At 71.1% G+C, this 19,406-nt stretch carries 17 protein-coding genes and 1 pseudogene; 13 read left to right on the top strand and 5 right to left on the bottom strand.

Annotation, left to right across the window (positions count from 1 at the left end; all coding sequences use genetic code 11):
- Window positions 1–39 precede the first annotated feature (39 nt).
- The 6 genes from CHC02_RS20325 to CHC02_RS20300 all read left to right on the top strand — a co-directional run bounded on the left by CHC02_RS20325 (window position 40) and on the right by CHC02_RS20300 (window position 6,124).
- Entirely contained in the window at window positions 40–1,320 is a 1,281-nt protein-coding gene (locus tag CHC02_RS20325) for a hydroxymethylglutaryl-CoA reductase, degradative (protein ID WP_089393240.1), read from the top strand.
- Window positions 1,317–2,228, top strand: a complete 912-nt coding sequence (locus CHC02_RS20320) for a hydroxymethylglutaryl-CoA lyase (RefSeq protein WP_089393239.1) — start codon at window positions 1,317–1,319, stop codon at window positions 2,226–2,228. The genes CHC02_RS20325 and CHC02_RS20320 overlap by 4 nt, the downstream gene beginning before the upstream one ends.
- 53 nt (window positions 2,229–2,281) lie before the next feature.
- Complete coding sequence (locus CHC02_RS20315) at window positions 2,282–2,773, top strand: hypothetical protein (RefSeq protein WP_089393238.1); 492 nt, start codon at window positions 2,282–2,284, stop codon at window positions 2,771–2,773.
- Window positions 2,773–4,155: a tripartite tricarboxylate transporter permease gene (locus tag CHC02_RS20310; protein ID WP_089393237.1), complete on the top strand. Its 1,383-nt coding sequence runs from the start codon at window positions 2,773–2,775 to the stop codon at window positions 4,153–4,155. The genes CHC02_RS20315 and CHC02_RS20310 overlap by 1 nt, the downstream gene beginning before the upstream one ends.
- A 98-nt stretch (window positions 4,156–4,253) precedes the next feature.
- Complete coding sequence (locus CHC02_RS20305) at window positions 4,254–5,519, top strand: OprD family porin (RefSeq protein WP_089393236.1); 1,266 nt, start codon at window positions 4,254–4,256, stop codon at window positions 5,517–5,519.
- 137 nt (window positions 5,520–5,656) lie between these two features.
- Window positions 5,657–6,124 carry an aminoacyl-tRNA deacylase gene (locus tag CHC02_RS20300; RefSeq protein WP_089393235.1) on the top strand — a complete coding sequence of 156 codons (468 nt, stop codon included), beginning with the start codon at window positions 5,657–5,659 and terminating at the stop codon, window positions 6,122–6,124.
- A gap of 44 nt (window positions 6,125–6,168) precedes the next feature.
- On the opposite strand, the pseudogene CHC02_RS30000 reads toward CHC02_RS20300, so the two are convergent.
- A pseudogene (locus CHC02_RS30000) lies at window positions 6,169–6,307 on the bottom strand (LysR family transcriptional regulator); the annotation flags it as partial.
- A 189-nt stretch (window positions 6,308–6,496) separates the two neighbouring features.
- Between CHC02_RS30000 and ycaC the strand changes: the two are divergent.
- Window positions 6,497–7,123, top strand: a complete 627-nt coding sequence (ycaC, locus tag CHC02_RS20295; RefSeq protein WP_089393234.1) for an isochorismate family cysteine hydrolase YcaC — start codon at window positions 6,497–6,499, stop codon at window positions 7,121–7,123.
- Between the two features lie 427 nt (window positions 7,124–7,550).
- On the opposite strand, the gene CHC02_RS20290 is transcribed toward ycaC, so the two are convergent.
- Complete coding sequence (locus CHC02_RS20290) at window positions 7,551–8,459, bottom strand: LysR family transcriptional regulator (protein ID WP_089393233.1); 909 nt, start codon at window positions 8,457–8,459, stop codon at window positions 7,551–7,553.
- Between the two features lie 118 nt (window positions 8,460–8,577).
- On the opposite strand from CHC02_RS20290, the gene CHC02_RS20285 reads away from it, so the two are divergent.
- The 5 genes from CHC02_RS20285 (at window position 8,578) to CHC02_RS20265 (ending at window position 14,122) form a co-directional block, all read left to right on the top strand.
- Window positions 8,578–9,405: an HTD2 family dehydratase gene (locus tag CHC02_RS20285; protein ID WP_089393232.1), complete on the top strand. Its 828-nt coding sequence runs from the start codon at window positions 8,578–8,580 to the stop codon at window positions 9,403–9,405.
- Window positions 9,406–9,425: 20 nt separating this feature from the next.
- Window positions 9,426–10,586: an acyl-CoA dehydrogenase family protein gene (locus CHC02_RS20280; RefSeq protein ID WP_089393231.1), complete on the top strand. Its 1,161-nt coding sequence runs from the start codon at window positions 9,426–9,428 to the stop codon at window positions 10,584–10,586.
- A 23-nt stretch (window positions 10,587–10,609) separates the two neighbouring features.
- The gene (locus CHC02_RS20275; protein ID WP_089393230.1) at window positions 10,610–11,959 is read left to right on the top strand and encodes an MmgE/PrpD family protein; all 1,350 of its coding nucleotides are present in this window, start codon (window positions 10,610–10,612) and stop codon (window positions 11,957–11,959) included.
- Window positions 11,960–12,092: 133 nt separating this feature from the next.
- Window positions 12,093–13,283 (top strand): CaiB/BaiF CoA transferase family protein, encoded by a 1,191-nt coding sequence (locus tag CHC02_RS20270; RefSeq protein WP_089393229.1) that lies wholly within the window; start codon window positions 12,093–12,095, stop codon window positions 13,281–13,283.
- 23 nt (window positions 13,284–13,306) lie between these two features.
- A complete protein-coding gene (locus CHC02_RS20265; RefSeq protein WP_089393228.1) occupies window positions 13,307–14,122 on the top strand; it encodes an HpcH/HpaI aldolase/citrate lyase family protein in 816 nt (271 codons plus the stop codon).
- 762 nt (window positions 14,123–14,884) lie between these two features.
- On the opposite strand, the gene CHC02_RS20260 is transcribed toward CHC02_RS20265, so the two are convergent.
- The 3 genes from CHC02_RS20260 to CHC02_RS20250 are packed head-to-tail and all read right to left on the bottom strand — an operon-like array spanning window position 14,885 to window position 18,296.
- On the bottom strand, window positions 14,885–16,639 hold the full coding sequence (locus CHC02_RS20260; protein WP_089393227.1) for an N-acyl-D-amino-acid deacylase family protein: 1,755 nt from the start codon (window positions 16,637–16,639) through the stop codon (window positions 14,885–14,887).
- The gene (locus CHC02_RS20255) at window positions 16,636–17,376 is read right to left on the bottom strand and encodes a sulfite exporter TauE/SafE family protein (protein ID WP_089393226.1); all 741 of its coding nucleotides are present in this window, start codon (window positions 17,374–17,376) and stop codon (window positions 16,636–16,638) included. Before CHC02_RS20255 ends, CHC02_RS20260 begins: the two co-directional genes overlap by 4 nt.
- Entirely contained in the window at window positions 17,373–18,296 is a 924-nt protein-coding gene (locus CHC02_RS20250) for a bile acid:sodium symporter family protein (RefSeq protein WP_089393225.1), read from the bottom strand. Before CHC02_RS20250 ends, CHC02_RS20255 begins: the two co-directional genes overlap by 4 nt.
- Window positions 18,297–18,440: 144 nt before the next feature.
- On the opposite strand from CHC02_RS20250, the gene CHC02_RS20245 reads away from it, so the two are divergent.
- Window positions 18,441–19,406 (top strand): AraC family transcriptional regulator, encoded by a 966-nt coding sequence (locus CHC02_RS20245; RefSeq protein ID WP_089393224.1) that lies wholly within the window; start codon window positions 18,441–18,443, stop codon window positions 19,404–19,406.

Here is a 19,406-nt window from a genome sequence, read left to right as displayed (position 1 = left end):
GCCGCCCGCATCCCACAAGAACCACAACGGACGCCCACGATGCCCATCGATTCCCGCCTTCCCGAATTCCGCAACCTGTCGCCTCGCCAGCGCCTCGACCAGCTCGCGGCCCTGCTGCAGCTGCCCGAGCTGCAGCACCTGGCCGAACCCGGTGCGCTGCCGCTGGAGGTGGCCAACGGCATGATCGAGAACGTGCTCGGCACCTTCGAGCTGCCCTATGCGCTAGCCAGCAACTTCGTGGTCAACGGCCGCGAGCTGCTGGTGCCGATGGTGGTGGAGGAACCCTCGATCGTCGCCGCGGCTTCCTACATGGCCAAGCTGGCCCGCGCCGGCGGCGGTTTCCGGACTTCCAGCAGCGCGCCGCTGATGCGTGCCCAGGTCCAGCTGGTGGGCCTGGGCGACCCGTTCAACGCGCGCCTGGCGCTGCTGCGGCACAAGGAAGAGATACTCGAGCTGGCCAACCGCAAGGACCAGCTGCTCAACAGCCTGGGCGGCGGCTGCCGCGACCTGGAGGTGCACTGCTTCGCCGACAGCCCGCGCGGGCCGATGCTGGTGGCGCACCTGATCGTCGACGTGCGCGACGCCATGGGCGCCAACACGGTGAACACCATGGCCGAGGCGGTGGCCCCGCTGATGGAGCGCATCAGCGGCGGCCAGGCGCGCCTGCGCATCCTCTCCAACCTGGCCGACCTGCGCCTGGCCCGGGCCCAGGTGCGCATCGCCCCACAACAGCTGCAGTCGCGGGACTACAGCGGCGAGGCGGTGATCGAGGGCATCCTCGACGCCTACTGCTTCGCCGCCGTCGACCCCTACCGCGCGGCCACCCACAACAAGGGCATCATGAACGGCATCGACCCCCTGATCGTCGCCACCGGCAACGACTGGCGCGCCGTGGAGGCGGGCGCCCATGCCTACGCCTGCCGCAGCGGCCACTACGGCTCGCTGACCACCTGGGAGAAGGACGCCGAAGGGCACCTGGTGGGCAGCATCGAGATGCCCATGCCGGTGGGCCTGGTCGGCGGCGCCACGCGCACCCACCCGCTGGCCCAGCTGTCGCTGCGCATCCTCGCCGTGCAGAGCGCCCAGGAACTGGCGGAAATCGCCGTGGCCGTGGGCCTGGCGCAGAACCTCGGGGCCCTGCGCGCCCTGGCCTGCGAAGGCATCCAGCGCGGCCACATGGCCCTGCACGCGCGCAACATCGCCCTGGTGGCCGGCGCCCGCGGCGAGGAAGTGGACTGGCTGGCGCGGTGCCTGGTGGAAGCCGGCGACGTGCGTGCCGACCGCGCGGTGGAACTGCTGCGCGAAAGGCGTGGCGCATGAGCGGCTTCGTGAAGGTCGTCGAGGTCGGCCCGCGCGACGGCCTGCAGAACGAGCCCCAGGCGCTGCCGGTGGCGGCGCGCGTCGAACTGGTCGAGCAACTGGCCGACACCGGGCTGCGGCACATCGAGGCCGGCGCTTTCGTCTCGCCGCGCTGGGTGCCGCAGATGGCCGACAGCGGCGAGGTGCTGCGCCGCCTCGGGCGCAGGCCCGGGGTGCGCTTCAGCGCCCTGGTGCCCAACCAGCAGGGCCTGGAGGCGGCGCTGGCGGCGGGCTGCGAGGAGGTGGCGGTGTTCGCCGCCGCCTCCGAGGCCTTCTCCCAGCGCAACATCAACTGCTCCATCGCCGACAGCCTGCGCCGCTTCGAGCCGGTGCTGGCGCTGGCCCGCGAGCGCGGCGTGCGGGTGCGCGGCTACGTGTCCTGCGTGCTCGATTGCCCCTACGGCGGCCCGGTGGCGCCGCAACGGGCCGGCGAGGTGGCGCAGCGCCTGTACGAGCTGGGCTGCTACGAGATCAGCCTGGGCGACACCCTCGGCAAGGGCACCCCGGATGCCACTGCGCGGCTGGTGGAGCACTGCGCCGAACGTCTGCCGCTGGCAGCCCTCGCCGGGCATTTCCACGACACCTTCGGCATGGCCGTTGCCAACGTGCACGCGGCCTTGCAAGCCGGCGTGCGCACCTTCGACAGCTCGCTGGCCGGCCTCGGCGGCTGCCCCTATTCGCCGGGCGCCAGCGGCAACGTCGCCACCGAGGACGTGCTGCACCTGCTGCACGGCATGGGCTACGCCACCGGCGTCGACCTGCCGGCCGTGGCCCGCCTGGGCACGGCCATCAGCCAGCGGCTGGGCCGGCCCAACGCCTCGCGCGCCGGCCGCGCCCTGGCCGCCGCAGGCGGTGAGCGGCACCCCTGAAACAGCGCAACCGCAACATAACAACAAGAGCCCAACAGGGCAGGAGCCTTACCATGAACACCCACGAAACGGCGCCGTCGACGGCGCCTGGTCCCCATCCCGAAGCCCGGCTCTACGAGGTCTGGGGCGACACCATCGACAGCCGCCACCTGGCTGGCGCCATCGCCATAGGCGCCGCGGTCAGCCTGGGCGCCTTCCTGCTCGCCGAGCGGCTGTTCCTCGGCCTCGTCGACTCCAGCCAGATGGCCCGCGCCTACGCCATGCTGGTGGGCATCCTCGGCTGCCTGGCCGGCGGGGCGATCAGTGCCATGCTGTTCAAGCCCAAGCGCCGGGTGGTCGAGCATGTGGCCGACGCCGCCTGGCGCGAGCGGGCCCTGCGCGAGCTGGAGGCCGAGTACGGCGGCCTCGGCGAGCTGCGCGACCTGCCGCCGGAAGTGCTGGCGGAGCTGAAGGAGGTCCAGCTGTACGACCTGTTCGCCCAGGCCCACGGGGCCGCGGAGAAGCGCGCGCCCGCCGCGGCGCCGGCGATGGGAGGGGCGGCCTGATGGAGCTGTTCCTCGACCAACTGCCCGTCGCGCTGCTGATGGCGGTGATCGGCGCCGTGGCCTTCGCCGCCATCGGCCTGGTCTCCGGCAGCGACGAAACCACCACCCTGGCGCCGCTGACCCTGCTGGTGGTGCTGCTGGGCGTGGCCCCGGCCGGGGTGTTCGCCTTCTTCCTCGCCGGCGCGGTGGCCAAGCACATGACCCACGCGGTGCCCACGGCGCTGCTGGGCATCCCCGGCGACACCATGGCCACGCCGCTGATGCGCGAGGCGAACTTCCTGCGCAACCTCGGCGTGCCGCACATCGCACTGCGCAAGATGATCTCCGGCGCGGTGCTGGCGGCGTTCATCGCGGTGCCCCTGGCGGTGCTCTTCGCGGTGCTGCTGGCCCCCTTCGGCGAGGCCATCAAGCAGGCGGCGCCCTGGGTGTTCCTCTGCGCGGCCCTGGCCATCGCCTGGTTCTCCGCCGGGCGCTGGGCCGCGCTGCTGGCCCTGGGGCCCTTCGTGCTGCTGATCGTGGCGCTGCAGGCGCTGACCGCCCAGCACGGGGTGAAGCTGGCGGTCAGCTACTTCCTCGGCATCGCCGTGGGGCCGCTGATCGTCTCGCTGTTCGCCCTGCTGGCGCCGGCCGAACGCCAGCGCATGCGCCGCAGCGAGCCGCGCACCTTCGTCCTGGCACCGGACGTGAAGGGCTGGGACGGCTACTTCCCCAACCCGCTGAAGGTGCTCGACCGCCGCCAGACCGGCTGGACCCTCGGCACCGCCGCCGTCTCCAGCGCCACCTTCGTGTTCAGCCCGGTGGCCATGACGGTGATCCTCGGCGAGATCGTCGGCTCGCGCATCCGCCATGCCTACCACCGCCTGACCTCGGTGCTGGCGGCGCGCAACGGGGTGACCGAGTCCACCTACATCGCCGAGGCGCTGATCCCGCTGATCGCCTTCGGCCTGCCGCTCAGCCCGGTGGCGGCGGGCCCCGCGGCGCCGCTGTTCAACGCGCCGCCACGCTTCTACGTGGATGCCGCCAGCGGCCAGGTGCACAACCTGCACAGCCTGATGGAACCCTGGGAATTCCTGGTGTTCGGCCTGCTGGCGGTGCTGGTGGCGGTGCTGATCGCCTATCCCTTCGCGATGAACTTCGCCCACCGCGCGGCCTCGTTCGTCTCGCGGCGGGTCAGCCACGAGGCGGTGATCGCCACCTTCGTCGGCCTGATCCTGGTGATCGGCCTGTGGGAGGGCGGGTTGCTGGGCCTGCTGGTGATCCTCAGCGTGGGCCTGGTCGGCGGCCTGCTCGGCCGCTTCCTCGGCTTCAACATCGGCGTGCAGTTCATGGGCTACTACACCGCCGTCCTCAGCGTGCCGGCGCTGCTCGCGCTGGCCGGCTGAGCCATCCGGAGGCCGCCGCGCCTCCATCCCCGGCCGCGTCCCGCCGTTGCCCCGCAGCGGTGCGGCGGCCTTCGTCCCGAGAAAAGGAAACAACAACAATGACAATCCTTGCCAACCCGCTGTCCACCCCCGGCCGTCGCCTGTTCGGCCTCACCTCCGCCTGCCTGCTGGCCAGCGGCGAGAGCCTGGCCGGGGGCTTCGCCGAGGATGCGCAGGCCTCGCTGAACCTGCGCAACTTCTACATCAACCGCAATTTCGTCGACGCCGACTTCCCCCGCGCCAAGGCCGAGGAATGGACGCAGAGCTTCATCCTCGATGCCCGCTCCGGCTATACGCCAGGCGTCCTGGGCCTGGGCGTCGACGTGCTGGGCCTGTACTCGCTGAAGCTGGACGGCGGCAAGGGCACCGCCGACACCCAGTTGCTGCCGCTGCACGACGACGGCCGCCCGGCGGACGACTTCGGGCGCCTGGCGGTGGCGGCCAAGGCGCGGCTGGCCAACAGCGAGCTGAAGGTCGGCGAGTGGATGCCCAGCCTGCCGGTGCTGCGCGCCGACGACGGCCGCTCGCTGCCTCAGACCCTGCGCGGCGCCCAGCTCAGCGTGCGGGAGATCGACGGCCTGGGCCTGTACGCCGGGCAGTTCCGCAGCAACAGCCCGCGCAACGACGCCAGCCAGGACGACCTGTCCATGGCCGGGCGCCCGGACGCCACCTCCGACCGCTTCGACTTCGCCGGCGCCGAGTACCGCTTCAATGGCCAGGCCACTCAGCTGGGCCTGTGGCACGCGCGGCTGGAGGACATCTACCGCCAGCAGTACGTCAACCTGCGCCACAGCCAGGGGCTGGGCGACTGGCGCCTGGGCGCCGACCTCGGCTACTTCGTCGGCCGCGAGGATGGCGCCGCCCGCGCCGGCGAGCTGGACAACCGCACCCTGTCGCTGCTGCTTTCGGCGGGGCAGGGTGGCCACACCTTCTACCTGGGCCTGCAGCGGCTGTCCGGCGACAGTGGCTGGATGCGGGTGAACGGCAGCGCCGGCGGCAGCCTGGCCAACGACAGCTTCAACTCCAGCTACGACCAGGCCCGCGAGCGCTCCTGGCAGCTGCGCTACGACTACGACTTCGCCGCCGCCGGGGTGCCGGGGCTGACGTTCATGACGCGCTACATCCGCGGCAGTAACGTGCACACCCGCGATACCGCCGACGGCCGCGAGCGCGGGCGCGAGACGGAGCTGGGCTACGTGGTGCAGAGCGGCCCGTTCAAGCGCCTGAACCTGCGCCTGCGCAACGCCAGCATCCGCCGCGACTTCAGCAGCAACGCCTTCGACGAGTACCGGCTGATCCTCAACTACCCGCTCCCGCTGTTCTGACGCCCCTGGTCGGCCCGCCGCCCGTACCGGGGCGGCGGCGCTAGACTGGAGCAAACGGGGAGCGGGAGGCTCCCCCGCAGCCGGCCGCGCCGGCGCCACGGGGCAGTGGGGCGGCGCCGCTTTCCCGGAGGTGTGCCATGAGCATGTCCAGTCGTTTGCAGAGCTGCCTGTCGCAGCACCAGAGTCGCTACGATCTGCTGCCCCACGCCACGTCCATGACCACCCGCGAGGCCGCCCGCCGCGCCGGCGTGCCGCCGCAGCAGATGGCCAAGCCGGTGATCCTCGACGACTTCCAGGGCCACTGGCTGATGGCCGTGGTGCCAGCCAGCCGCCAGGTCGACCTGCACAAGGTGCACAAGCTCACCCGGCGCAACTGGCGCCTGGCCCACGAGGGCGATTTCTCCGCGCGCTTCGAGGACTGCGCGCCCGGCGCCATCCCGGCGGTGGGCAGCCTGTTCGGCCTGGAGACGCTGATCGACGAATCCCTGGGCGGGCAATCGGATATCTACTTCGAGGCCGGCGACCACAACGCCGTGGTGCACATGAGCGGCCGCCAGTACCTGGAGCTGATGCCCGAGGCGCGGCAGGGGCGCTTCTGCGAATAGCGCGGGCCTCGAACCTTTTCCGATCCTGCGCCGCTAGCGGCCGGCGGGCTCAGGCCGCGCCGGGAAGGGTAGACGGCGTGCACGATGCCGGTACGCGGCGCCCACCCCGGCCACCGCCGCCTGGCGCAGGGCCAGCAGGTCGTCGGTGACCAGCCGCGGCTGGTAGCGGGCCTGGGCGCGGGCCATTCGGGCGGGAGGCCCAGGCAGAGGAAACGAAGATGAGCGAAGTGTTCCCGCGCTACCGACTGCCGATAGAAAGCCAGACCAGGGCCCGGCCGGTAGCGAACAACCACCAGGTGCCGGACCCGCAACGCTGAATCCCGACCGCGCCCGCTACGAGCCGGGCCTTCCCACCGCAAGAGGAAAAGCGCAATGAGCAAGCCCTACGTCCGTCTCGACAAGTCCCAGGCCGCCGTGCTGCTGGTCGACCACCAGTCCGGGTTGCTGTCCCTGGTGCGCGACATCGAACCGGACAGGTTCAAGAACAACGTGCTGGCCCTGGCCGACCTGGCCAAGTACTTCAAGCTGCCGACCATCCTCACCACCAGCTTCGAGAGCGGCCCCAACGGCCCGCTGGTGCCGGAGCTGAAGGAACTCTTCCCGGACGCCCCGTACATCGCCCGCCCGGGCAACATCAACGCCTGGGACAACGAGGACTTCGTCAAGGCGGTCAAGGCCACCGGCAAGAAGCAGTTGATCATCGCCGGCGTGGTCACCGAGGTGTGCGTGGCCTTCCCGGCGCTGTCGGCCCTGGAGGAAGGCTTCGACGTCTTCGTGGTCGCCGACGCCTCCGGCACCTTCAACGAAGTCACCCGCGACGCCGCCTGGCGCCGCATGGAAGCCGCCGGGGCGCAGCTGATGACCTGGTTCGGCGTGGCCTGCGAACTGCACCGCGACTGGCGCAACGACATCGAGGGCCTGGCCGCGCTGTTCTCCGCGCACATCCCGGACTACCGCAACCTGATCACCAGCTACAGCACGCTGACCGCCGCCAAGTGAGCCCGGCGCGTACCGGTGCAGCGGTGCGCGCGGCCCAACGGACCGCCAACCGGGGACGCCCGGTTGGCGGTCTTTCCTTTCCAGGTTTTATCGCGCGCAGGGCAGGGAGGGCCTGGGGTTCTTCGTAGGAGCGAGCTTGCTCGCGAACCCCGGCAGTCACAGGCGCCCCGCGTTCGCGGAAATGACGAAGGGGGCAGGATGACGCCTGACTTCCAGAGCACTCAGGACAGCCCCCTCTCCCGCTTGCGGGAGAGGGCTGGGGAGAGGGAGCGGAGTCAACCCCATACCCCAAGCCACCGAGAGTCCCGTTCGCGAGCAAGCTCGCTCCTACAGAAGCCGGGAGCGGGCCACCCCGGCGACACCAATCCGTAGGGCGCATAACGCCTACGGCGTTATCCGCCGTTTTCATCAGGCACCGACAATCGCCCTACGGCGCAACCACCCCATCTCCCACCTGGCGCAGCAGTTCCACCAGCGTCCGCGCGCAGCCCGGCAGTGCCTCGCGCTCGCGCACCAGCACGCTGCGTTCGCGCACCACCCAGGGCTCGTCCAGCTGCAGGATGCTCAGCCCCATGCTGCGCTGGTGGCGGCGCGCGGCGGTTTCCGGGAGTACGCCGATGCCCACACCGGCCTCGATCATCCGGCAGGCGGCCTCGAAGCTGGCCACCTGGATGCGCAGGTTGAGGGTGCCGCCCAGGCGCTCCACCTGTTCGCGCAGGAAGCTCTGCAGGGTGCTGCCCTCGTGCAGGCCGACGTGGAAATAGCCGAGGGTGTCGGCCAGGGTGGGCGGGCGGCCCAGGCGTTCCAGGGCATGGCCGGGCGGCACCGCCAGCACAAGGTGGTCGGTGCTGAAGTGGAGGATCTCCAGGCCCTCGGCGCGCACCGGGCCGGCGACTATGCCCAGGTCCGCCGAGCCGTCGAGGATGGCCCGGACGATGTCGCGGTTCAGGCGTTCCTGCAGGTCCACGGTGACCGCGGGGCGCGCGGCGAGGAAGCCGGCCAGCACCTCCGGGAGGAACTCGGTGACCGCCGTGGTGTTGGCGAAGATGCGGATGTGCCCGGCCTGGTCGCCGCCCTGTTCGCTGAAGTCGTCCTTGAGCCGCTCCACCTGGCGCAGGATCAGCCGCGCGTGCTGCAGCAGGCGCTGGCCGCTGGGGGTCAGCTCGACGCCGCGGTTGTCGCGGTACAGCAGGCGGCTGTCGAGCTGGCTTTCCAGGGCCTTGATGCGGGCGCTGGCGGCGGCCGCCGAGAGGTGCGCGCGGCGGGCGCCCTGGGTCAGGCTGGGGGATTCGGCGATGTGCACGAAAAGGCGCAGGTCGGCCAGGTCGAAATGCATGGCGGGACGTCCGGATAGCGTTCGGTTTCGGTTAACGCTGGATTATTAAAATGCGGATTCCCTGAATGCAAGCCAACTTGCATGCTGTTCGGAAATTTCCCGGTCAGAGACACTGAGAATGAGCGAATCTTCCTACGAGGCCTGGATAGGCCGCAGCCAGGAAAGCCACGAGGCGCTGAGCACGCTGCTGGTCAGCCGCCTGGCCGCCACCCTCGGCGAGCAGGCCCCGGCCGCCGGCGAGGCGCTGCCGCCGCTGTGGCACTGGGCATTCTTCCAGGACGCAGTGGCCGAGGCTGGCCTGGGCGCCGACGGCCACCCGGCGCGCGGCGGCTTCCTGCCGCCGGCGGACGGGCGCAACCGCATGTGGGCCGGCGGCCGCCTGGAGTTCCACGCGCCGCTGCGCGTCGGCCGCGAGGCCAGCCGGGTGACCCGCATCCTGAACGTCGAGGAAAAGCACGGCCGCACCGGCGCGCTGCTGTTCGTCACCCTGCGCCACGACTACCTGCAGGACGGCCACCTGGCCCTGCGCGAGGAGCAGGACATCGTCTACCGCGAACCCAGCCCGCCCAGGCTCGGCGGCACCGAGGCGCTGCCCGAAGGCGCCTGGCGCGAGGCGGTGGAGCCCAGCCCGGTGCTGCTGTTCCGCTATTCCGCGGTGACCTTCAACGGCCACCGCATCCACTACGACTGGCCCTACGTCACCGAGGCCGAGGGCTACCCCGGCCTGGTGGTGCACGGCCCGCTGATCGCCACCCTGAGCCTGCGCGCCTTCTGCCGCGCCAACCCGCAGGCGCGCCTGCGCCGCTTCGCCTACCGCGGCCTGCGCCCGCTGATCTGCCCCGAGCCCTTCGAGCTCGGCGGCCGCCCCAGCGGCCCCGGCAAGGCCGAGGTCTGGGCCGGCAACGGCGCCGGCATCGCCCAGCGCGGCGAAGTGGAATTCGACTGAACCCCCATCGAGGAACCCCCATGAGCAGCACCCCGGAAGAACTGCAGGCCATCCGTGAAGGCGTGCGCGCCCTGTGCGCGGAATACGGCAGCGCCTACTGGCGCGAGATCGACGAGCGCAAGGGCTTCCCCGAGGCCTTCGTCAGGGCCATGACCGAGGCCGGCTGGCTGTCGGCGATGATCCCCGAGGAGTACGGCGGCTCCGGCCTGGGCCTGGCCGAGGCCTCGGTGATCCTCGAGGAAGTGAACCGCTGCGGCGGCAACTCCGGGACCATCCACGGGCAGATGTACAACATGTTCACCCTGCTGCGTAACGGCAGCGAGGAGCAGAAGCGCTACTACCTGCCCAAACTCGCCAGCGGCGAACTGCGCCTGCAGTCCATGGGCGTCACCGAGCCGACCACCGGCACCGACACCACCAAGATCAAGACCACCGCCGTGCGCCGCGGCGACAAGTACGTCATCAACGGCCAGAAGGTGTGGATCTCGCGCGTGCAGCACTCCGACCTGATGATCCTGCTGGCCCGCACCACGCCGCTGGCCGAGGTGAAGAAAAAGGCCGAGGGCATGTCGATCTTCCTGGTCGACCTGCGCGAGGCCATCGGCAACGGCCTGACCGTGCAACCGATCGCCAACATGGTCAACCACGAGACCAACGAGCTGTTCTTCGACAACCTGGAAATCCCCGCCAGCAGCCTGATCGGCGAGGAGGGCAAGGGCTTCCGCTACATCCTCGACGGCCTCAACGCCGAGCGCACGCTGATCGCCGCCGAATGCATCGGCGACGGCCGCTGGTTCATCGACAAGGCCAGCCAGTACGCCCGCGACCGCGTGGTGTTCGGCCGCCCCATCGGGCAGAACCAGGGCGTGCAGTTCCCCATCGCCGAAGCGCACATCGAGGTGGAGGCGGCCGACCTGATGCGCTGGAAGGCCTGCGCGGAATACGACGCCGGGCGCAACGCCGGCGCGGCGGCGAACATGGCCAAGTACCTGGCGGCCAAGGCCAGCTGGGAGGCGGCCAACGCCTGCCTGCAGACCCACGGCGGCTTCGGCTTCGCCTGCGAATACGACGTGGAGCGCAAGTTCCGCGAGACGCGGCTGTACCAGGTGGCGCCGATCTCCACCAACCTGATCCTTTCCTACGTGGCCGAGCACCTGCTCGAACTGCCGCGTTCCTTCTGAGCCGCGCCCAAGGACGACAAGCGATGAACAATACCCACGCCCTGGCCGAATTCCTCGCCGGCCTGCGCTACGAAGACCTGCCCGAAGCGGTGGTCGCGCGCACCGAAGACCTGTTCCTCGACTGGCTGGGCTCGGCCCTGGCCAGCCAGGGCCGCCACCCCATCCCGCTGTTCCAGCGCTACGCCCGCAGAATGGGCCCGGCCGACGGCCGCAGCCGCGTGCTGGTGGACGGCAGCGCCACCTCGGCGTACTTCGCCGCCCTGGTCAACGGCGCCAGCTCGCACCTGGTGGAGCAGGACGACCTGCACAACAGCTCGGTGCTGCACCCGGCCACGGTGGTGTTCCCGGCGGCCCTGGCCGCCGCCCAGGACCTGGGCAGGTCCGGCCGCGACCTGATCCTCGCGGCGGTCGCCGGCTACGAGGCGGGCATCCGCATCGGCGAGTTCCTCGGCCGCTCGCACTACCGCATCTTCCACACCACCGCCACCGTCGGCACCCTGGCCGCGGCCGTGGCGGTGGGCAAGCTGCTGGGCCTGGACGCCCGCCAGTTCGTGCACTGCCTGGGCAGCGCCGGGACCCAGGCCGCCGGGCTCTGGGAGTTCCTCCGCGACGCCGCCGACTCCAAGCAGCTGCACACCGCCAAGGCCGCCGCCGACGGCCTGCTGGCCGCGTACCTGACCGCGGACGGCCTGACCGGCGCGCAGAACATCCTCGAGGGCGAGCAGGGCATGGCCGCCGGCATGTCCAGCGACGCCGAGCCGCGCTGGCTGGTGGACGGCCTGGGCAGCCGCTGGGCGCTGGTGGAGACCTCGTTCAAGTTCCACGCCTCCTGCCGCCACACCCACCCGGCGGCGGACGCCCTGCTGGCGCTGATGCAGCGCGAGGGCCTGCAGGCCGAGGACATCGCCCGCGTCACCACCCGCGTGCACCAGGGCGCCATCGACGTGCTCGGCCGCGTGGTCGTGCCGCAGACCGTGCACCAGGCGAAGTTCTCCATGGGCACGGTGCTGGGCCTGATCGCCGTGCACGGCAAGGCCGGGCTGGTGGAGTTCGAACGCTTCGCCCTGCAGGACCCGCGCGTGGCGGCCTTCCGCGACAAGGTGGGCATGCAACTGGATGCCGAGGTGGACGGCGCCTACCCGCAGCGCTGGCTGGGCCGCGTAGAGGTGCTCACCATCGACGGCCGCCAGCTGCACGGCGCCATCGACGAGCCCAAGGGCGACCCGGGCAACAGCCTCAGCCGCGCCGAGCTGGAAGACAAGTTCCGCCGCCTGCTGGCCTTCGCCGGCGAGCGTGGCGAGGCCGAGGCCGCGCGGCTGATCGACGCCAGCTGGCGCCTGCATGCCCTGGAAAGCCTGGAAGCCTTCGCCTGAGTAGCCCGCGGCCCGGGCGGGCGGCCTCCGGAACCCGGGGGTTCACAGAGCGCGATGCGCCGCCCGCCCGGACCGTGGATACAGACCGACAGTGCCGCCCGCCATGGCGGCGCACGAGACACCTGGAGCACCCATGAACCCGCGTCCCCTCGACGGCATCACCGTCATCAGCCTGGAACACGCCATCGCCGCGCCGTTCTGCACCCGCCAGCTGGCCGACCTCGGCGCTCGCGTCATCAAGGTCGAGCGCCCCGGCGTCGGCGACTTCGCCCGCGGCTACGACGAGCGCGTGCGCGGCATGGCCTCGCATTTCGTCTGGACCAACCGCTCCAAGCAAAGCCTGGCCCTGGACCTCAAGCAGGCCGAGGCCCATGCCGTGCTGGAACAACTGCTGGGCCAGGCCGACGTGCTGGTGCAGAACCTCGCGCCCGGCGCCGCCGCGCGCCTGGGGCTGTCGTTCGAGGCGCTGCACGAACGCTTCCCGCGGCTGATCGTCTGCGACATCTCCGGCTATGGCGAAGGCGGCCCCTACGAGCAGAAGAAGGCCTACGACCTGCTGATCCAGAGCGAGAGCGGCTTCCTCTCGGTGACCGGCGGCCCCGGCCCGGACGAAATGGCCAAGGCCGGCTGCTCCATCGCCGACATCTCCGCCGGCATGTACGCCTACAGCGGCATCCTCTCGGCGCTGCTGCTGCGCGAGCGCACGGGGGAGGGCAGCCGGGTGGAGGTCTCAATGCTCGAGGGCATGGCCGAGTGGATGGGCTTCCCCATGTACTACGCCTTCGAAGGCCAGGCGCAACCGCCGCGCGCCGGCGCCGCCCACGCCACCATCTACCCCTATGGGCCTTTCCCCGCCGGCGACGGCAGGAACGTGATGCTCGGCGTGCAGAACGAGCGCGAGTGGAAGGTCTTCTGCGAGGTGGTGCTGCGGCGCCCGGAGCTGGCGACCGACCCGCGCTTCACCGCCACCAGCCTGCGGGTGGCCAACCGCGAGGCCCTGCGCGCGCTGATCGTCGAGGCCTTCGCCGACCTGAGCGCCGCGGAGGTGGTGGCGCGCCTGGAGCAGGCGCAGATCGCCAACGCCCACGTCAACGACATGCAGGGCCTGTGGCAGCATCCGCAACTGCAGGCCCGCGACGCCTGGCGCGAGATCGACAGCCCGGTGGGCCGCCTGCCGGCGCTGCTGCCGCCGGCCCGCAGCAACGCCTATGCGCCGCGCATGGACGCCGTGCCGGGCCTGGGCGAGCATACCGACGGCCTGCTCGCCGAGCTGGGCTATACCGCCGCCGACATCCAGCGCCTGCACGAGCAGGGCGCGGTGTGAGCCGAACCCGACCAAGGACCGCCATGACTGCCATCGTCCGTTCCGCCCTGTTCGTCCCCGGCAGCCGCCCGGAGCGCTTCGCCAAGGCCCTGGCCGCCGGCGCCGACGCCGTGATCGTCGACCTGGAGGACGCCGTCGAGGCATCGCTCAAGGCCCGCGCCCGCGACGACCTGGCGGCCTTCCTCGCAGCCAGCCCGCAAGCCCGCGTGCGGGTGCGGGTGAACGCCGCCGGGCACCCCGAGCACGCCGCCGACCTGGAACTGTGCCGGCGCCTGCCGGGCATCGCCGGCGTCCTCCTGCCCAAGGCCGAGTGCGCCGACCAGGTGCGCGCCGTGGCAGCCTGCGGCAAGCCGGTGTGGCCCCTGATCGAAAGCGCCCGCGGGCTGCTGGCGGTGGGGGAGATCGCCGCCTGCGCGGGCGTCGAGCGCCTGACCTTCGGCGGCCTCGACCTGGCCCTGGACATCGGCATGAGCAGCGGCACCGCGGCGGCGGGAACCGTCTACGACCAGGTGCGCCTGGGCCTGCTGCTGCACTCGCGGGTCAACGGCCTGCAACCGCCGCTGGACACCGTCTACCCGGCCTTCGACGACGCCGAAGGCTTCGCCGCGACCCTCCGCCATGGCCGCGACCTGGGCCTGGTGGGCGCCCTGTGTATCCACCCGAAACAGGTCGCCGTGCTCCACGCGGCCCTGGCCCCCGGCGCCGAGGAGCTGGCCTGGGCACGCCGGGTGGTGGAGGCGGCCGAAAGCGGCGCGGCGGCCTTCCAGGTGGACGGCCAGATGGTCGACGCCCCGGTCCTGGCCCGCGCCCAGCGCCTGCTGGCCAATGCCGGGGGCTGATGCCTCGAGGTTCGTGCGGCCGGGGATAATCGCGGACGGAGTCCTCCTACATCCATGCTTCCTGGAACCGTAGGGGCGGACTCTGTCCGCGATCATGGCGGATAACGCCGTAGGCGTTATGCGCCCTACGAACTATCGCGAACGCGGGGAACCGAGGTTCGCGAGCAAGAACTGGGCGTCCCCCTCGATCCTACGAAAAGCAAAAGCGCTTTTGCTCTGGCGTTTGGGACTTCCAGAGAAACAACCGAGCGCACCGGAACGCCCCTTCAGAAGGCCGAGCGAAACCGGCGCTCAGGAGGTCATGCGACATGGATGTCGCTAGAGCCCCGATCAGCACAGGGACGTGCTGTCGGGGCGGGCCTCCGTGGCGGGGGAATTCGCGAGGGTAGCCCGGCTCCATCGGGCCCGTATGTCGGGGCAAGCCTTCTTGGTTACTTCTTTGAGGTTCGGCTTCCCGACGTTTGAAAGAAGTGACTCGCCCGAGGGGCGAAACAAGAGACATCCACGCACTCGGAGCGGCGCGCTACACCCAAACCCAATAGACAGTTGCTCCTACGCCATCCCCGCCTGCGTAGCTTCCCTGTAGGAGCGCGCCCTGCGCGCGAATCGCGGGCAGGGCCCGCTCCTACAGTTCCAGGAAAGCACGGTCGTAGGAGCGGACTCCGTCCGCGATAGGCCGGGCCCCGCTGCGAAATCGCAGCTCAAATCCGCTCCTGCAGGGCATGTACACGTAGGGCGAATGACCGCTCGCGGTTATCCGCCTCACGCCCGCACTATGTCCCGCCCCGGCAGGAATCGCCCGAAGCCGCGCTCCTTGCCCAGCGCCTCGGCGAAGCCACCCTCGCGCCGGTAGGCCACCCGGCCGTTGATGACGGTGGCCTCCACCGCCGCGTCGTTGCGCTTGACCAGGCGCACCAGTCCGAGGTTTTCCATGGGCGCCTCGCTCACCTCGTCCAGCTCGTCGGTCAGGCCTTCGGGGTTGACGATCACCAGGTCGGCGCGGTCGCCCACGCGGAGGTAGCCGGCGTCCAGCCCGGCGAAGTCGGCCAGTTCGCCGGTCAGGCGCCGCACCGCGCGGCCGACGTCCATGAACGGCTGGCCGGCCAGCTCGGCGTCGCGCACGTACTTGAGCAGGCGCAGCGGGAAGTTGTACTGGGCGTGGGAGGCCAGGTGCGCGCCGGAGTCGGCGAAGCCCGGCTGCGTCCAGGGGCTGGCCAGCAGCCTGGCCATCACCTGCGGGCGGTGGTTGCCGTAGCAGGTGGTCCACTTCAGCGCGTTGCGGTACTGGCTGGCCAGGTCGAAGAAGGCGTCCACCGCATCCTTGCCCTGCTGCTGGCCGATCTCCTCGAAGTTGCGCCCGACGAGGCTCGCGTCCGGGCATTCGCGCACCCAGCAGTCGGACAGCCGGCGGTGCCACAGGCCCAGGCTGAGGGTGGCCTTGATGTCCTTGCGGAAGCGCTCGCGGAAGGCCGGGTCCTGGATGCGCGCGTAGAGTTCTTCCGGGTCCTTGATGTCGCGCAGCACTTCGCCGGCGCCGAACTCCTCGAAACCGTTCATGTTCAACCCCTCGATGCGCACCACGAAGGGCGCCGGCAGCGTCTGCCAGCGGAAGCGCCCGCGCAGCACGCGGTTGGCCAGCCAGCCGGAGGCGCGGGTGATGCGGTGCATGAAGGGCTGCGACTTGAGGTCCAGGGCGGTGAGCATGCTGCACTTGAGCGGCCGGCGGAACCAGCCGTGGGCCTGCCAGAGGAAGGCGAACACGTTGATCTTGGTCACCGCGTTGGGCGCGCCCTGCATCAGCGCGCCGCGCCGGCGCAGCACGGCGAACAGGCGGGCGAACTCCTTCCAGCTGGCGAAGGTGGAGGGCAGCGGGCTGGACCAGGCGCGCTCGCCGTCCATCTTGTCCAGCCGCGTGGTCATCACCGACAGGCCGAAGCAGCCGGCGTCCAGCGCTTCGTCGAGCAGTTGCTCCATGCGCCGCAGCTCGGCCTCGGTGGGCCTGGCGCCGCTGGTGGCGCGCTCCAGGCCCATCACCGCCACGCGCAGTTCGGAGTGGCCGAGGAAGGAGCACAGGTTCGGGCCCAGCGGCAGTTGCTCGTAGAAGGCGCGGTAGCCGGCGGCGTCGCGCCAGGTGCGCTTCTCCCGCAGGATCGGCAGCACCACCTCGCGGGGCACCGCCTCGACGCGGGTGAACAGGTCGGAGCAGTCCTCCGCCTCGCCCAGCACCATGCTGATGGAGCAGGAGCCCAGGGCCACCGTGGTCACGCCGTGGCGCACCGATTCCTTCAGCGCCGGCGCGGCTATCACCTCGGCGTCGTAGTGCGAGTGGATTTCCAGGAAGCCCGGGGTCACCCAGCTGCCGGCGGCGTCCAGCACCTGCGGGCAGCCGGCCTCGTCCAGCGGCGAAGCGCTGAGGGTATCGATGCGCCCGGCGCGGATGCCCAGGTGGCGCAGGGCGCCGGGGGCGCCGCTGCCGTCGAAGTAGAGGCCGTTCTTGACGATGATGTCGTAGCTCACAGGAGGCTCCAGGGAGACAGCAGCAGGACCCCGCTGACCAGCAGCAGGAGGTGGATGGCCAGGCGGAAGTGGCGTTCCGCGCAGCGCCGGTGCAGGTGCTCGCCCAGCCACAGGCCCAGCGGCAGCAGCGGCGCGTAGGCCAGCACCTGGGGCAGGGCCGGGCGCAGCCGGCCGTCGAGCAGGAAGGCCAGGGTGAGCAGGCCGTTCAGGGTGAACCAGACGCACACCAGGGTGGCGCGCAGGCGCGACTTGTCCAGCTGCTGGCCGGCCAGGGCGTAGACCAGCAGCGGCCCGCCGGAGGCGAACAGGCCCTGGCAGACGCCGGCGGCGCCGGTGGCCAGGCGCATCGCCCAGCCGGGCACCCGGCCGCGCGGCGTGCCCTTGGCGCTGCGCTGCAGCTCGCGGACGGCGAACCAGAGGATGAGCAGGCCGAGGCCGCGCTTGAGCAGTTGCGGGTCCAGCCAGGGCAGCAGCAGGTAGCCGGCCACCATGCCCAGCAGCATGCCCGGCAGCAGGGTGGCCAGCAGCAGCCGCCACTGCACCAGGCGGCGGTGGCGCCAGGCCAGGTAGCTGGTCAGGCCGACGTTCAGTGGCACCAGCACCGGCAGCAGTTGCTCGATGGGCAGCAGCAGGGCGCCGAGGGACAGCGCCAGCACCACGCTGCCGAAACCGGTGACCGCCTCCAGGGTGTAGGCCAGCAGGATGAAGCTGCCCAGGGCCGGCGCCACGTAGCTCATGGCGCTCTCCCTGCCGAAGCGGCCAGGCCCGGCAATGGCGCGCGGCGCGACCAGAACAGCGCCAGGCCGAGCCCGGTGAGCAGTTGCCAGCAGCCCCAGAAGGCGGCGATCAGCAGCATGCCGCCGGCCTCGGGGAAGAAGGTCAGGATCAGCGCCATGCCCAGCGCCGAATTGTGGATGCCGCTCTCCAGCGTCACCGCGCGCACGTCGGCCTCGGCCAGCCGGCAGGCCCGCGCGCACAGGTAGCCCAGGCCCAGGGCCACAGCGTTGAGCAGCGCCACCAGCCAGAAGAACAGGTGGAAGTAGGCGACGAACTGCGCGTAGTTCCTGACGAAGGCCATGACCACGAAGGCCGCCAGCACCAGCAGCGAGAACACCCGCATGGGCTTCTCCAGGCGCCGCGCCAGTCGCGGGCGGCGCCGGCCCAGGGCCATGCCGGCGAGCATCGGCGCCACCAGCACCAGCAGCACCGTGGCCAGCAGCTCCAGCGGGTCGATGCGGATCTGCGTGAGCAGCGCGCGGGTTTCAGGCGCAAGGCTTGCGTAGAGGGCGAAGTTGAACGGCGTGAAGAACCCGGCGGACAGCCCGGACACCGCGGTGACGCTGGCCGACACCGCGACGTTGCCGCGCGCCAGCCAGGTCATGACGTTGGAGAAGCTGCCGCTGGGGCAGGTGGCCACCAGCAGCATGCCCAGGGCCAGTTGCGGGTCGATCGGCAGCAGGTTGGCCAGCAGGCAGGCGCCGGCCGGCAGCAGCAGGAACTGGATGAGCATGCCGATCAGCGGCGCCTTGGGCGCGCGGACGATGCGGGCGAAGTCTTCGCGGCGCAGTTCCAGGGAGACGCCGAACATCATCAGCGCGATGATCGCGTTCAGGGCCAGCATCGAGGCGCCGGCGAATTCCAGGTGGACGGTGGGCATCAGCGCGCCTCCCGAAGGGGCGCGGGGCAGGGGGTGCAAGGCATGCGCGGCTCGTTTGTGTTTCTCGTTGTAATGGGCAAGGATACCCGCCCCGCGCCGCGCTTTGATGGCTCAAACAGGACTTTTTCCGGTTATTTCGGGACCATGCCCAACAACCCCTCGATCACCGTCCACTACGCCCAGGGCATCCTCCAGGCCGCCGCGCGCCTGGGCCTGCGGCTGCCCGCCGAACTGCGCGAACTGGGCCGCGAGGCGCGCATCCCGCTGGCGCGCCAGGACGAGCTGTGGGAGGGCCTGTGCGCGGCCAGCGCCGACCCGCTGCTCGGCCTGCGCCTGGGCAGCGCCCTGCAGGTCGGCCACCTGGACATGGTCGGCGCCCTGCTGATGAGCTGCGAGACCTTCGGCGAGGCCCTGGAGGCGTTGCTGGAGTACTACCCGATCATCGCCGAGGGCAGCGCGTTCAGCCTGCGCCACCAAGCCGGCGGCGTGGCCCTGGCCTACCAGCCAAGCTACAGCGTGTGCCGCGAGGCGCGGGTGGAAGCGGTGCTGGCCAGCCTGGTGCGCTTGAGCGCCTGGATCACCGGCGAGCGCGTGCGCCCGCAGGCGCTGCGCATCGGCCACGGGGCCCGCGGCGAGGCGGGCAGCTACCGCGAGTTGCTGGGCCTGCTGCCCGGGTTCGGCGCCGGCGAGGATGGCCTGGTGTTCGCCGATAGCGACCTGCAAGTGCCACTGATCCAGGCCAACGCGCCCATGCGCGAGCACCTGCGTCAGCTGGCCGACGCCCAGTTGCAGCAACTGGGCGCGCAGAGCCTGGCGGCCCAGGTGCAGGGGCTGCTGCGCGAACACCCGCAGTGGGGCAAGGAGCGCGTCGCCGAACGCCTGGGCCTCAGCGGCCGGCACCTGAACCGGCGCCTGGCCGAGGAGGGCAGCAGCTTCAAGCTGTTGCGCGAGCGCGTGCTGCACGCCATGGCCGAGCAGCTGCTGCAGGGCCCCGCGCGGCTGGCGGACGTGGCCGAGCGCCTGGGCTTCTCCGACGAGAGCGCCTTCGCCAAGGCCTTCCGCCGCTGGAGCGGGACCACCCCCGGCCAGTTCCGCCAGGGCGCGGACTGA

Source organism: Pseudomonas delhiensis (assembly GCF_900187975.1).
GTDB lineage: Bacteria > Pseudomonadota > Gammaproteobacteria > Pseudomonadales > Pseudomonadaceae > Pseudomonas > Pseudomonas delhiensis.
This window is presented reverse-complemented; position numbering and strand designations above follow the sequence as displayed.

What these genes read in the sequence shown, in the direction of transcription:
- CHC02_RS20325 (WP_089393240.1), top strand. Translation starts at nt 40, where the DNA reads ATGCCCATCGATTCCCGCCTTCCCGAATTCCGCAACCTGTCGCCTCGC.
- CHC02_RS20320 (WP_089393239.1), top strand. Translation starts at nt 1,317, where the DNA reads ATGAGCGGCTTCGTGAAGGTCGTCGAGGTCGGCCCGCGCGACGGCCTG.
- CHC02_RS20315 (WP_089393238.1), top strand. Translation starts at nt 2,282, where the DNA reads ATGAACACCCACGAAACGGCGCCGTCGACGGCGCCTGGTCCCCATCCC.
- CHC02_RS20310 (WP_089393237.1), top strand. Translation starts at nt 2,773, where the DNA reads ATGGAGCTGTTCCTCGACCAACTGCCCGTCGCGCTGCTGATGGCGGTG.
- CHC02_RS20305 (WP_089393236.1), top strand. Translation starts at nt 4,254, where the DNA reads ATGACAATCCTTGCCAACCCGCTGTCCACCCCCGGCCGTCGCCTGTTC.
- CHC02_RS20300 (WP_089393235.1), top strand. Translation starts at nt 5,657, where the DNA reads ATGAGCATGTCCAGTCGTTTGCAGAGCTGCCTGTCGCAGCACCAGAGT.
- ycaC (WP_089393234.1), top strand. Translation starts at nt 6,497, where the DNA reads ATGAGCAAGCCCTACGTCCGTCTCGACAAGTCCCAGGCCGCCGTGCTG.
- CHC02_RS20290 (WP_089393233.1), bottom strand. Translation starts at nt 8,459, where the DNA reads ATGCATTTCGACCTGGCCGACCTGCGCCTTTTCGTGCACATCGCCGAA.
- CHC02_RS20285 (WP_089393232.1), top strand. Translation starts at nt 8,578, where the DNA reads ATGAGCGAATCTTCCTACGAGGCCTGGATAGGCCGCAGCCAGGAAAGC.
- CHC02_RS20280 (WP_089393231.1), top strand. Translation starts at nt 9,426, where the DNA reads ATGAGCAGCACCCCGGAAGAACTGCAGGCCATCCGTGAAGGCGTGCGC.
- CHC02_RS20275 (WP_089393230.1), top strand. Translation starts at nt 10,610, where the DNA reads ATGAACAATACCCACGCCCTGGCCGAATTCCTCGCCGGCCTGCGCTAC.
- CHC02_RS20270 (WP_089393229.1), top strand. Translation starts at nt 12,093, where the DNA reads ATGAACCCGCGTCCCCTCGACGGCATCACCGTCATCAGCCTGGAACAC.
- CHC02_RS20265 (WP_089393228.1), top strand. Translation starts at nt 13,307, where the DNA reads ATGACTGCCATCGTCCGTTCCGCCCTGTTCGTCCCCGGCAGCCGCCCG.
- CHC02_RS20255 (WP_089393226.1), bottom strand. Translation starts at nt 17,376, where the DNA reads ATGAGCTACGTGGCGCCGGCCCTGGGCAGCTTCATCCTGCTGGCCTAC.
- CHC02_RS20250 (WP_089393225.1), bottom strand. Translation starts at nt 18,296, where the DNA reads ATGCCCACCGTCCACCTGGAATTCGCCGGCGCCTCGATGCTGGCCCTG.
- CHC02_RS20245 (WP_089393224.1), top strand. Translation starts at nt 18,441, where the DNA reads ATGCCCAACAACCCCTCGATCACCGTCCACTACGCCCAGGGCATCCTC.